We start from the raw sequence: 13528 nt of genomic DNA on the forward strand, positions 1-13528 counted from the left end.
CTTAAAAATCAAACTGCGCCGACACCCGTACCGTACGCGGGGCACCCGGCAGCAGGTATCCGCCCAGTTCCTGCGTCACATCGCGCCAGTAGAACTTGTCCGCCACGTTGTCCACGGTCGCACGCACTGTCGTCGACACACCGGCGATACGCGTCGCGTACGCGGTTCCCAGATTGAACACGCTGTAACCCGGCACCATCGTCTTGTTCTCGATGTCGAACGCCTTTTTGCCGGTGTACTGCCACATGCCGTTCACCTTCAAACCCGCGACCGCCGGCACCGCATATTCCAGCACCGTCGCCGTTTTGAACTTCGGTACGTTGGTCACGCGCTTGCCGTCCAGTGATGCGGTGCCGGTGCCTTCCTGCTGCGTGTCCAGCGCCATCAGCGAGACGCTGTACTTCAAATCCTTGCCAGCCTTGCCCTGGGCAGCCAGTTCCAGCCCGCTGTGCTTTTGTTCGCCGCTGCGCACGAACGTATTGGCCGCGTTGGTGTATTCCAGCCCTTTTTCGATGCTGAACACCGACGCCGACATGCTCAGCGCCTCGTTGACCATTGCCTTGACGCCAAATTCTACCTGCTTCGAGCGGCTCGGTTCGAGCGACGCGAATTGATTGGTGGTGCGCTTGGGTGCCACGCCGCCGTGTTCCATTCCATGCGCCAGCGAGCCGTAGATCGTCCAGTCGGACGTCGGGTTGTACACCAGCGCGACGTTCGGCAGCAGGAAGCTGGTGTCGGTGCTTGCGTTGCGCTTGATGGCGGCGTAGCGCAAGCCGGTGTGCAGCTTGAACTGCGCGCTCAGCGACAGGATGTCCTGCACCACAAAGCCGCGTTCATGATCGTTCAGGCGTTCCGTGAGCGGTCCGGTCGTGCGGCTCGCGTCCACCGGCGGTACGATCAGGTTGTTGTAGATATTGCTGAAGCCGACGTAGTCGTACACGTATTCGCCGGCCTTGTCGCTGCGCTCAAGATACGTCGCGCCGATGGTCAGTTCGTGGCCGATTGCGCCGGTGGCGAACTTACCCTGCAACAGGGCTTGCGCGCCGAGCGGCGACTTGCGTTCGCCCACGCTCTGGTAGTCATACACGTCGTAGTCGCCGTTCGAGCAGTAGCCCGGATAGAAACCCTCGCCCTCGTTGCTGCAGCCGTAAGGGAAGGCGGTGAAGTCGTCGCGCTTGAATTCATGCTTGTTGGCGGTAATGGTGGTGCGCCATGCGTCGTTGATCAGATACTCGAAGCGCAGGCCGATATTGCTGGTGCGCGTGTCGACCGGCTTGGTCCAGGGCTGCTCGTTGAGCAAGGTCTTGGCCGAGATATTGGTCGGCAGCGCGACGCCGCCAATGAGCTGGTAGCCGGGCGCGGTGATCTGCGATTTCTTCTGGTAGTCCATGTCGAGCTGCAGCAGCGCCTGGGGCGAGATCTGCCAGTCGAACGCGCCCGACACGAAGGAGCGCTCGCCGTCCGCGCCCTTGACGTAGGAGCGCAGGCGCTCGCCGGCGGCGTTGACGCGGTAGCCGAAGCGCTTGTCGTTGAAGCGGCCGCCCAGGTCCACCGCGCCGTACACGGTGCCGCGCTCGCGCGCTTCCACGGTGGCCGAGCGCAGTGGCGTGGCGGTCGGGCGTTTAAGCGCGTAGTTGACGATGCCGCCCGGCGCGGTCACGCCGGCCTGCAGGCCGGACAAGCCCTTCAGGATCTCGATGCGCTCCTTGTTTTCGAGCGGGATCTGGGTGTCGCCCGAGATGGCGATGCCGTCCTTGCGGTAGCTCGCGCCGTTATTGAGCGCGAAGCCGCGGATCGAGAACTGCTCGGCGTAGCCGACGGCGTTGTACGAATCGCTGACGCTGGCGTCGAACCTCATGGCGTCGGTGCTGTTGCGGATGCTGTAGTCCTGCATCTGCTCGCGGCTGATCGACACCACCGTCGCCGGCGTGTACAGCAGCGGCGTGTCGGAGAAACCGGCCACGCTGGCGCGCTCGGCGGCGATCTGCTTGGCGCCGGTGACGACAACTTCAGGCATCGACTGCGAGGTCGTTTGCGCGTGAACGGAAAAGGCGAACGCCTGCACGATGGACAGGGCGATGACGGACTGCTTGAATTTTGGCGATGACATAGTGTGCTCGTATTACGCGCCGGCGTGCGGTGCGTTGCTTGAAAAAGCCGGAGCCAACGGGGGAGCAAACAAAGGAGGGGACTACTTTGCGCTTTCCTTCGCTGGCATTATCCAGATCAGGTACGGAGGGTATCTCTCACCCGGAAAGTAACTTCCAGGACCCCTAGCGAATGGCGATTTTATCACAGCTGGCACGGGCGCAGCTGCCCGCGCCAGCGTGTGTGGCGTGCCTGACGCCCGTATTACAGGCTCATTTCCAGCACTTTGCGGCTCACGTCGAGCGTGACGTCGCGCTGTTCGCCGAGTTTGACCATGCGGTGCGCTTCGAGCGCGCTCAAGATGCCGTCCAGGTCCTTGGCGCCAAGGCCGTAGTCGCCCAGGCGCGTTTTCACCCCCATCTGCTCGAAGAATTCCTCGGTGCGGGTGATGGCTGCCTCGATGCGGGTATCTTCATCGCCGCCGGACAGGTTCCACACGCGTTCGGCGAACTGCAGCAGCTTGGCGCGCTTGCCCTCCTTGCGCACGCGCAGCATGCTCGGTAACACAATGGCGAGCGTCTGCGCGTGGTCGAGATTATGCAGGGCAGTCAGCTCGTGGCCGATCATGTGAGTCGCCCAGTCCTGCGGCACGCCGGCGCCGATCAGGCCATTCAGGGCGAGCGTGGCGCACCACATGACGTTGGCGCGCACGTCGTAATCGTCGGGATTGGCCAGTGCCTGCGGGCCTTCTTCGATGAGCGTGAGCAGCAGGCCTTCGGCAAAACGGTCCTGGACCTTGGCGCCGACCGGGTAGGTCATGTACTGCTCCATCACGTGCGCAAAGGCGTCCACCACGCCGTTGCCGACCTGGCGCGTGGGCAGCGAATAGGTCTTGCTCGGGTCGAGGACGGCGAACTTGGGGAAGCATTTGCGGCTCATGAACGAGAATTTTTCGTGCGTCGATTTGCGGGTAACGACGCCGCCGCTGTTCATTTCGGAGCCGGTCGCGGGCAAGGTCAGCACCGCGCCGAAGGGCATGGCGGCGGCGATATTGTTACCGCGCTTTTCGAGGATCGTCCACGGATCTTCTTCGAGCAGGGCGCCGGCGGCGATGAACTTGGTGCCGTCGATGACCGATCCGCCGCCGACGGCGAGCAGGAAGTCGATTTTTTCGGCCTTGACCTGGGCGATGGCGCGCATCAGCGTTTCGTAGCTGGGGTTCGGTTCGATGCCGGCGAATTCGGTGACGGTGAAGCCGGCCAGTGCGGCCAGCACTTCGTCGTAGACGCCGTTTTGTTTGATGCTGCCGCCGCCGTAGACGAGCAGCACGCGCGCGGACGCGGGGATCTGTTTGGCGATGGCGGCGATCTGGCCCTGGCCGAACAGGATCTGCGTCGGATTGTAGAAGTCGAAGTTGAGCACGGTGGTTCCTTGTATGGGCAAACTGGTGGTGGGAGATTATCGCTCAAGCACGGGATTCTTGCGGGAGGCGGGCGAAAACGGCGGATGGGCCATCATCGTCCCTCGACTGATCCATGCAAGGGAGGCACGATGACGTACGAACTTTATTACTGGCCGACGATCCAGGGGCGCGGCGAATTCGTCCGCCTGGCGCTGGAGGAAGCCGGCGCCGCGTATGTCGACGTGGGACGCCAGAAAAATGGCGCCGGCAAGGTCGCCGCCGCCCTCGCGGCACAGGCCACGCCATCGTTCGCGCCGCCTTTTCTCACCGCCGGCGCGCTGACCATCGGCCAGACTGCCAATATTTTGCTGTACCTCGGCGCCCGTCATGGCCTCGCGCCCCGCGCCGAAGCGGGCCGCTTGTGGGTGCATCAGTTGCAGCTGACCATTGCCGACCTCGTCAACGAAGCGCACGACACCCATCATCCTGTCGGCGTGTCGCTGTATTACGAGGATCAGAAAAAGGAAGCCAAACGACGCGCCGCCGACTTTGTCGGGAACCGGATCCCCAAGTTCTTGTCTTACTTTGAGGGTGTGCTGCAGCAGCCCAAGCGCCGTGGCGGGTTTTTGGCGGGTTCGCGCCTGTCCTATGCGGATTTGTCCATGTTCCAGGTGACGGAGGGCTTGCGCTATGCGTTTCCCAAGGCAATGAAGCGGCTGGAACCGGACTATCCCGGGCTGGTCGCGCTGCACGACCACGTGGCACAACGGCCGAATATTGCCGCCTACCTGGCCTCGAAGCGGAGGATTGCGTTTAACGAAGACGGCATATTCCGGCATTACCCCGAACTCGACCGCTGAGTGCGGGGGGCGCTGGGGTGAAGGACAGTACGGTACTGGCTGCGGGTTCTGTCGCACCCCGCAGCCCGCGCAGCCTGTGGCCGCACGCCGGCACTCAGTGCGCGGCGACCGCGCGGCCGGTTCCCGCCACATGCACCAGTCCGTCGCGGCGGTCGAGCCAGCCGGCCAGCGTCGTCAGTCCCAGTGCGCCGACCACGACAATGGCGCCGATCCACGGCGTGGCCATCAGTCCCACGTGCGCCACGATCAGCCCGCCGCCCCAGGCGCCGAGCGCGATGCCGACGTTAAAGGCGGCAATATTCAGGCCCGATGCCACATCGACGGCCTGCGGCGCGTCGCGTTCGGCACGTTGCACCACGTAGACCTGCAGGCCGGGTACATTGCCGAAGGCAACCGCGCCCCACAGCAGCACCGTGCCCAGCGCCAGCCACATGTTCGATGCGGTAAAGGTCAGCAGCAGCAAGACGGCGGCCAGCAGCGCAAACACAATCTGCAGCGCCTTGATCGGGCCTTTCTTGTCGGCCAGTTTGCCGCCCCAGATATTGCCGCATGCGACCGACACGCCGTAGACCAGCATCACCAGGCTCACGCTCGATGCCGAAAAGCCGGACACTTCCTGCAGGATCGGGGCAAGGTAGGTGAAAGCGATGAAGGTGCCGCCGTAGCCCAGGGTGGTCATGGCGTACACCAGCAGCAGGCGCGGCTTTTTGAGTACCGCCAGTTGCGTCATCAGGCTCGCTGGCGGGCTCATGGCGATGGTGGGCGGCACCAGGAAGTAGCTGCCGATAAAGGCAATCACACCCAGCAGCGAGACCGCCAGAAAGGTCGATTGCCAGCCGAAGCTTTGGCCGATCCAGGTGCCCAGCGGAACACCGGTGACCAGCGCGACGGTCAGCCCGGTGAACATCAGGGCGATGGCGCTGGCGGCTTTTTCCTTGCTCACCAGGCTGGTGGCGATGGTGGAGCCGATCGAGAAGAATACGCCGTGCGCCAGGCCGGTGAGCACGCGCGCGGCCATCAGGGCGAAGTAGCCGGGAGCCATCCAGGCGACCAGGTTACCGATGGTGAACAGTGCCATCAAGCCAAGCAGCAACTGCTTGCGCGGCACGCGCCCGGTGAGGGCGGTCAGGACGGGCGCGCCGATGGCCACGCCCAGCGCGTACAGGCTCACCAGCAGGCCGGCGGAGGGAACGGACACGCCAAGGCTGGCGGCAATGGTGGGGATCAGGCCGACGATGACGAATTCGGTGGTTCCGATGGCGAAAGCGCTCAGTGTCAGCGCCCAGAGTGCGAGTGGCATGGATTCTCCAGTTGAGGCGTTTGCGATGCTATGCAGTGTGCCCGGAACGAGAAGGAAGAAAAATGCCCCACGGCACACTAGACTTTTGACTGTGAGTCACTAATGAAGGGGTTTGGGATACATTCATCCCGCCTGTGCGAAGGTAATGCGGGACGATTACGCGCTGTGGCGCAGATGCTCGATCAGCGCGCGCAATGCCGCTGGCAAATGTTTCCGGCTTGGATAGTACAAATAAAACCCCGGTCCCTCGGGCGTCCAGTCTGCCAGTACGCGGCGCAGCCGGCCTTGCTCGATGTGCGGCGCAACGTAGTCGAGTGCCGAATAGGCCAGCCCCAAGCCGTCCATTGCGGCCCGCACAATCAGTTCCTGATCATCCATGAGCAGCCTGCCGCCGACGTTGACGACCCGCTTTTGCGTGCCGCGCTCGAATTCCCATCCATACAGCGTTCCGGAACTGAGCAGCCGCAGCTCGATGCAGGCGTGCGCTGCCAGGTCCTCGGGCGATGCGGGCGCCGGATGCGCCTCCAGATAGGCTGGTGCAGCAACGACAGCCATCGCTACCGGGGCGCTGATCGGCACGGCTACCATGTTCGGCTGCAAGGCTTCTCCCAGGCGGATGCCGGCATCGAAACCGTTTGCCGCCAGGTCCTGGAAACCGTCATCGACGCTGATCTCCAGCGCGATGCGCGGATAGGCGCGCGCGAACGAGGGCAGCGCCCGCGCCAGCACGGTGGCCGCCGCCATGCGCGGCGCCGTGATGCGAAGCCGTCCGGACGGCGTGTCGCGCACCTCGTTCAACTCCTCCAGCGCCCCGGCAATATCGTCGAGCGCCGGCTTGGCGCGGGCCAGCAAGCGCTTTCCGGCGTCGGTCGGCGCCACGGCGCGCGTGGTACGGCGCAGCAGGCGCACGCCGAGGTCGCGCTCCAGCTTGGTCATGGCATGGCTCAGGGCGGATGGCGTGACGGCGCGTTCCGGCGCCGCCGCGCGAAAGCTGCCGCAGCGGACGATGTCGGCAAAGGCGGACAAGGCGTCCAGATTCATATTGGTCATTGCTGAATCATATTCAGTTATCCGATGAGTGCAAAGCCCTTTTTCATGAATTCCCCAGCTGTCATGCTGCATTTCATCGACACCGCAGCCGCTTGCGGGAGACGATGCGCTGCGCAGTTTGTCCCGCGGAATTCTGCTCGCCTTCGGGAACGACATCGACGGTGGCAACGGACGGGTGACGATCCTCGACCTGCGCGGCCGTCGGCCAAGCTTGACCACGCTTGCCGACGGCCTGGCCGAGCCGGTCAGCGGCGCGGTGCGCGACGGGCAAGTGATTGTCGTGGAATCGCTATTCGGCATCCTGTTCGGCAAGCGAGGCGGACAAGCAACCGAGCCGTTCGCACAGCGCAGCATTGCCCTGCCTGCCCCCCCGGCGGAGGCGGCCGTGACCGGGACGGCTTTCTGAAACCCCTGCCGCCGCTCTCCCGTACAATGCCTTCTGACATGAGCCAAACAGGGGAGAGCGAGTAATGATCGACGTCGAAGCGCTGAGTGCGTTTGCCGCAGTCATCGATACCGGTTCATTTTCCGCCGCCGCCGAACGGCTCGGGCAAACGCCATCGGGCATCAGCCGCGCCATTGCCCGCCTCGAATCCCAGCTCGGCATGACGCTGATGCACCGCACCACGCGGCGCCAGGATCTGACCGAAGAGGGCGACTGGCTGCTCGGCCGCGCGCGCAAGATCCTGGCCGAACTGGAAGATACCGAAGCACAGGTGTCGGCGCGCCGGTCCCAGCCGTCCGGGCTGGTGCGGGTCAACGCCGCCACACCGGCGCTCGACCATCTGGTTGCGCCGCTGGTGCCGGCCTTTCTGGAGGCCTATCCCCTGATCCGGCTTGAACTGGCCAGCGGCGAAACGCTGGTCGACCTGATCGAAGAACGGGCCGATGTTGCCATCCGCATCGGCCAGCTGGCCGATTCCAGCCTCAATGCGCGCCACCTCGGCAGCAGCGCCCTGCGTCTGCTGGCCGCGCCATCGTACCTGGCCCGGCACGGAATGCCTGCCACGGTACGGGAACTCGGCGCACACCGGCTGCTGGGCTTCACCGCGCCGGCCTCGCTCAACACCTGGCCCCTGGCGGACGCGGGCGTGGAGGGCGTCGGTGTGACGCCGGCCGTGACCGCATCAAGCGGCGAAACGCTGCGCCACCTGGTGCTGGCGGGCGCGGGTATCGTTTGCCTGGCGGATTTCCTGACGCGCGCCGATGTCGCGGCTGGCCGGCTGGTGCCGGTGCTCGAACCGCTGACCCTGCCATGGTCGCAGCCGGTGTGGGCGGTGTTCTACAAGCAGGGGGCGCTGGCGCCGCGGGTGGCGGCGCTGGTGGACTTCCTGGCCGACCGGCTGGGCGCGACGGTACTGACGCGCTGAGGCGGCCCGCCTTCGGTTATCGAAAAACGCCAACGCAGGCACCAGGACTGTTTCTGTATTACCTGCCGCCTTACATTCCTGGGCTGAACTGGATCGAAATCTAGTGGAAGCAGCCCGAGTATTTCTGACTTACCTCGACAGGCAGAAAGACAGCGAGTTAGTCGACAGCGTTGTATTTTTGATGCAAGCTCTTGGAGCCGTATTCACAATCAATTGGCGCGACTGCCTGCATCGTACTTGCCTTAGAAAACTAGACTAATCGCTGCGCGCCGCCGATGTCGCCACGGGAGCTGGGATTTCGCTGGCCAAATACTGCATCAATCCTGCCTTCCCTGTCGCCCCGTTAGCGCCACGAGGGCCCGGTGTGCCAGGAGCGCCTCTCGATCCACCTTTGCCACCCTTTCCGCACGAGCTGCCCCGTCCCATGCCGCCACCCCCGCCGGAATTCCCGGCATCTCCCGGTTCACCGCCGACGCCGCCGGCGGCCGGACTCAGGTCAACGGCCAAGACCCCGGCCTTGATGATTTCCCCTAGCGTTGTGTTCACCCAGATGAGGCCGCTGTCGCCACTCTGGCCCCCAGTCCCGCCCATGCCTCCCACGCCACCGGCTCCACCCGTGCCGCCATCTCCCGGACCAGCTTTGGTATCCAGGCCCGCGAGGCCTCCGCAGGATCTTTTGGCGCCGTCGCCGCCGCTGCCGCCAGTTCCCCTTTTCCACCTTTTTGGCCTTGCCCGCCTCCCTGTCCGGCAGATGCTAGAACGACTCGGCCGTCACCTTCGAGCTTTACAACGTCGAATACCAATGACGGGGCCGCAGCGCCAGGCGTTCCCTTTGCCCCTTCCGCCCCTTGTCCGCCGCCAGCGCCATTGCATCCGCTCCTGCTGCAAGCGCCTCCGGCACCGGCTGCGCCCGCCTCACCGGTGTTGGCGACACCGGGTAAGGTCGGGGGCCGAATTTCCGGCGCGAAGAATCCAATCCACGTCTCTCCCGTCGCCCTGGCTTTCGTTGCGACGATGTTGATACGACGCCCTTGCGAATAAAAAGCGCCGCCATCGAACACCAACGTGTCTGTGTCGGGAACCGCGATTGAGATCACGTCCTGGCCTGAGGCTGCGTCGAACGCGGCCCTAAACGACATGTCCGCAGCCGTGGTCGGCATGATGGCGGCAATCGAGAATCCTGCCGCCACAAAGATTTGACGACAAGTGAGCAAAATGTCGCAGTTCCTGTTCATTGGGCTCGCCTCTCGTCAAAAAATCGGATTGCTGCGGGGGCTACTCTACCTATCGCATTGGGACCCGGTAAATCCTCCGTGCTTGCCTGCGACTAACGCCTGATACGGGGAACGGGCTATTTTTTATCTCCGGGCGTTGGCACAGCGACAGGCCTCGCCAGCTCGCTTGCCAAATAGCGCAATGTGCCCTGGCCACCGCTAAGTCCCGTGCCGCCAATGGCGCCTGGCGATCCAGGCGAACCAACGTTCCCTCCGCTGCCGCCACCGCCGCAGCTGTTACCGCGCCCCATGCCACCGGGGCCGCCCGGGTCGCCGGGATCGCCCGGATCTCCTCCCGGGCCACCGGCCGCGGGGACGAGGTCGGTAATTAATATGCCTGACTTCACAAGCGCTTCAAGGTTCGAAGAGAGTGCGAGGAACCCGCTGCCACCGCCTTGCCCTCCAGTTCCGCCGATACCACCCGTCCCGCCGGTCCCGCCTGCCCCCCCGTTACCCGGTCCTGATCTTGTGTCGAGGCCAAAAAAGCCACCGCACGAGCGTTGCGCACCTTCGCCTCCAGGCCCACCTGTGCCTCCTTTTCCACCTTTTTGCCCCTGACCTCCCGCTTGTCCTGTGGCTGACAAATGAATTTTGCCTCCGCCTGTAAGCGTACCTATGTCGAAGACCATAGTTGACGCAGCAGCACCGGGGTCACCAGCGACGCCTTGTGCACCGGTTCCGCCGACAGTGCCGTTGCAGCCGTTACCGCCACACGCGGCATTCGGTCCCCCTGCACCCGCAGTGCCGGTACCTGCAACGCCAGTCTTGGGTAATGGACGATTATCGGGAGCAAAAAAGCCGATTCGGGTTGCGTCGGTCGCTCGTGCCTTAGCGGCCACAACATTGATTCGACGCCCCTGGGTGTAGAAGGATCCTCCGTCGAACACGAGTGTGTCGCTATCGGGAATTGCGATAGAGATCACGTCCTGCCCGGAAGCAGCCTCGAAAGCCACCCTAAAAGGGACATCGGCAGCTTGCACATGGTGAGCCGCCGCAGCGAGAAATACGGCAGCTGTAACCGGTCTGCCAAGTGACACTTTTGAACCATGGAATCTCATTGCACGATCCTCCTCCAAAAAGTGAAACTGTCGAGTGTCGGGACATTTTTCCAATTGCCGTGTTGGGGCGATCCGCCGACAATTACCGAGAGAAAGTAGAGAGTGCGGGCTGGCGGTGCTGCACGTGACTGACGTAAGGAAGTAAACGTAAGTGGTTGCTCTGCTTCTGCGCGCTTCGACTCGATACTTGCTATTTCATCTGAAGAGCTGCGCCAAACGGACGTCTTGTTTCCGCCCGGGACGCTGAGATCGACATAGGCGCATTGCTGGTTGCGCTTGATTTCGCCGGCTAGTCGGTAGGTAACGTCAAACATGAGTTTCTTGCCTACTAGCGAAGTCGGATTCTCGAATTTTGGGGTGACTACGCCAGCCTGCAATAACCTTTCGGGAAGATCAGTTGGTGGGGGCGTCATGTCGAACGGAATAAGCAAGGTAAATTGAAGATTGTCGCGGGTTTCAGGCCTTTCGATCTGCCGACGGATCTGGGCATTCACTTGTTCGATGAAAAATTTAACCGAGGGCGGTGCGCTTTCCCTGCTGGATATCTCTTGCTGATCGAAAAAAGGCTGTGCACCGGCTGCGCGTTCGGCCTGGTAAACATTCCATGTATCGCTAACGCTGCGCGCAATCCCATCGAGCACAGCCATGTGTCTCGCGATTTCATTATCAAGATGGGCCGTGGTTAGCGCGATTGGAGAGGTAGCGTTCGGGGCCTCTGGCGAATATCTCCCTGCCGCGAGATAGGCTGTGAATTCTTCGGGATAGTGAAGCACATCTTGCGACAAGGTAGGTGTCTTCCAGGTCTCGAAAAAAAGGCTGCGACGAAGGTCCATTGCGTCTTGGTACAGGCTTTGCAGCTCGCGCGCCCATAGCTGAAGCGCTGCGGTCTTCCAACGCATAACTTCCTGATCGTTCGCGGGTTTCAGTTCAAGAAGCACCTGTTCGACCAAACGGGTCTCCGCTAGCGCCGCCTCATCTGCTGTGAGAGCGCTCTGCAGCCCGTCCAAACGCGCCGCTTTTTCCGATAACTGCCGCTGCACTTCTACGAGCCTTCCAAGATGTCGCTGCAGCTCCGTATTTTCTGCCTCAATACCGTTTTGGGACATCATATCTGGCTTAGGGATTGCACCAAGCCCGTCTGCCACCGCTTTTACTTTTTTGGCAAAATCTCCGGCCGAATCGCCAACGCGCTTTGCCGCATCCATCTTCGTGAGGATCTTTTTCTCCCCCTTCATGGTCACAGCTTTGCCGTCGAAAACCTGTTTTGCGATGCTGAGGTTTTCACTGTGCTTATCCCAGGCCTCGCGCGCATCTTGAAATTTCTTGAAATTCGCTGCGCTTTTTGCACCGATCGTCACAAGCGTTTCAACATTCATTGGCTTTCCGGCATTATGGGCGTACACCAAATCGCCTGCCACTCCGACACCAGTGGCGATTGCAGCGCCGGCGGCCGGGGTACCGACAAATGAAGCGCCAACGGCGACCACGGTGGTCGCCAGCTTGATATTGTCCAAATCCTTCTGCTTCTTCTTGAGGTCTTCGAGCGCTTTCCGACTGTTTTCTCGTTCGATGACGATCGCCGCGTCGATTTCCTTCCCTTGCGCCTGCAGTACGGCTATGTCTGTGAAGACTACACCTACTTCCGCTCGAGTCTGTTCTTGCGCATCGTTGAGCAACCGGATCCGCGATCTTGCCGTATTAAGTGCCCCCACATCGAGCTTTGGACTTTGGTGGGCTGAAGCGATAATCGTCCGCAAATTAATCAGCTGTTTTTGTGCTTCGATCCGCGTGGTGGCGAAACGACGCATCGCCACGACAAGGTCTTCTGACGGTACGTGCGCAGGTCCGTAGCCGCGACGATCAATGTTGCGATTCATCAGCAACGAGACTGCGTCCAACTCCATCAACACGTCGGCCCGCTGAAGTTGTTCGATGAGCGGGCGGACGACGCGGATACGACCATTCAAGTCCAGCTGATGGGCTTTATCGAACGGCGCTAGAGAATGGTGTTTCCGTAGCTTGTAAGCCAGGTAGCCGGGCCATGCAGCAGGCTGCTGCATCGCCATGATGGCATCAGCACCGCCCTTATCGCTGATGTCTACCTCCCATTCCGGCGGCAGCTTGTCGGGGATGATTCCGTCGAAGTTCGCACTGCGCCGCCATAATGTGCGGGCTGCCTGCGCTCCTTGAAGTTGGCCGGCGCTGGTCATGAGGCGTGCGGCCCTGATTTTGACTCGCCGGGGGCTGCCTGCCTTCACCGACAATTGGAGTGGGATTGGTATCGCGCTGCGTACGTCAACCATTGTGGCATTGATCTCCAAGCCGTCCGTGGCAGAACCTGGTGCTTTGGTGAGCGCCACCAAGCCCCGTTCTTCAATCGACACCGTGTCAGCGAATATGCGCAGCATCCCACTTTGCAGCGCGATCGGCTCTAATATTCTTACGACCCGCGCATCTAAGACAACCTCTGCCACGTTGCCTGGTGCTTTGTCCACGGTGCGCACCAACGAAGCGAACCGTGCCGCATCGACCATCAGGATGTCTCCGACGATGGTTATGCGCAGCTGTCCTCCTCCAAGGTCGCGTACGGTCATTTCGTAAGCGGTATCCGCATCCCACGACGCAATAGAAACAGGAGGAAGGGTCAACGGGGGGCAGTCTTTCTGGGCGCTGGACGGTAGTTGCGAAAACAGCAGGGCAACACCTATCAATCGACTGATGGCTATAGACGCCTTGGTGCGGCGAAAATTAATATGCACGTGACTCTCCCATTCTCCAGAAGAAGCGAGTAAGCGACTACGAGGTGGAACGCCCGCGTTTTAAAGTCTATTCCTACCGGCTGATCCGGGCAACCTCGCAAACGCGAGTGTTGCGAAAACAGGCGGGATTGAAAAAATAGCCCAGCACGGACTGTAACCATACTGCAGTTATGCGCCGCCGTTACAGGCCGGCCTGATGGTATAGGGCTGTTTCTGTATGACCTGTCGCCTTACCTGCCTGAGTTGAGCCGGATCGAAAACTTGTGAAAGCAGCCCAATTATTTCTGGCGGCGCTTCGTCAGTCAGAAACGCAACCAGTTGCTCAGCGAAGCCGAATCTTGATGAAAGATTTCGGAACTGAATTCGC

General features: G+C 61.8%; 8 protein-coding genes and 1 riboswitch. Of the genes, 3 read left to right on the forward strand and 5 right to left on the reverse strand.

From position 1 onward, the window contains the following. Window position 1 precedes the first annotated feature (1 nt). Together RBA40_RS01400 and RBA40_RS01405 are read right to left on the reverse strand one after the other, a co-directional pair. Window positions 2-2110: a TonB-dependent siderophore receptor gene (locus tag RBA40_RS01400; protein ID WP_306645315.1), complete on the reverse strand. Its 2109-nt coding sequence runs from the start codon at window positions 2108-2110 to the stop codon at window positions 2-4. Between the two features lie 76 nt (window positions 2111-2186). Beyond that, window positions 2187-2285: riboswitch (TPP riboswitch) on the reverse strand. 67 nt (window positions 2286-2352) lie between these two features. Continuing rightward, on the reverse strand, window positions 2353-3510 hold the full coding sequence (locus tag RBA40_RS01405; RefSeq protein ID WP_306645317.1) for an iron-containing alcohol dehydrogenase: 1158 nt from the start codon (window positions 3508-3510) through the stop codon (window positions 2353-2355). 129 nt (window positions 3511-3639) lie between these two features. Between RBA40_RS01405 and RBA40_RS01410 the strand changes: the two genes are divergently transcribed. Continuing rightward, window positions 3640-4350 (forward strand): glutathione S-transferase, encoded by a 711-nt coding sequence (locus RBA40_RS01410; protein ID WP_306645319.1) that lies wholly within the window; start codon window positions 3640-3642, stop codon window positions 4348-4350. Window positions 4351-4444: 94 nt separating this feature from the next. Here RBA40_RS01410 and RBA40_RS01415 read toward each other — a convergent pair whose 3' ends face one another. Continuing rightward, complete coding sequence (locus RBA40_RS01415; RefSeq protein WP_306645321.1) at window positions 4445-5650, reverse strand: MFS transporter; 1206 nt, start codon at window positions 5648-5650, stop codon at window positions 4445-4447. Window positions 5651-5806: 156 nt separating this feature from the next. Continuing rightward, window positions 5807-6700, reverse strand: coding sequence for a LysR family transcriptional regulator (locus RBA40_RS01420; RefSeq protein ID WP_306645323.1), 894 nt, complete (start codon window positions 6698-6700; stop codon window positions 5807-5809). Window positions 6701-6818: 118 nt separating this feature from the next. Here RBA40_RS01420 and RBA40_RS01425 point away from each other — a divergent pair, with 118 nt between their 5' ends. Both RBA40_RS01425 and RBA40_RS01430 read left to right on the forward strand, forming a co-directional pair. Beyond that, the gene (locus RBA40_RS01425; protein WP_306645325.1) at window positions 6819-7106 is read left to right on the forward strand and encodes a hypothetical protein; all 288 of its coding nucleotides are present in this window, start codon (window positions 6819-6821) and stop codon (window positions 7104-7106) included. A 64-nt stretch (window positions 7107-7170) separates the two neighbouring features. Then, complete coding sequence (locus tag RBA40_RS01430) at window positions 7171-8070, forward strand: LysR family transcriptional regulator (protein WP_306645327.1); 900 nt, start codon at window positions 7171-7173, stop codon at window positions 8068-8070. A 2328-nt stretch (window positions 8071-10398) separates the two neighbouring features. On the opposite strand, the gene RBA40_RS01435 is transcribed toward RBA40_RS01430, so the two are convergent. Further along, entirely contained in the window at window positions 10399-13161 is a 2763-nt protein-coding gene (locus RBA40_RS01435; protein ID WP_306645329.1) for a hypothetical protein, read from the reverse strand. Between the last annotated feature and the right edge of the window lie 367 nt (window positions 13162-13528).

The organism is Massilia pseudoviolaceinigra (genome assembly GCF_030846505.1).
Lineage (GTDB): Bacteria > Pseudomonadota > Gammaproteobacteria > Burkholderiales > Burkholderiaceae_D > Telluria_A > Telluria_A violaceinigra.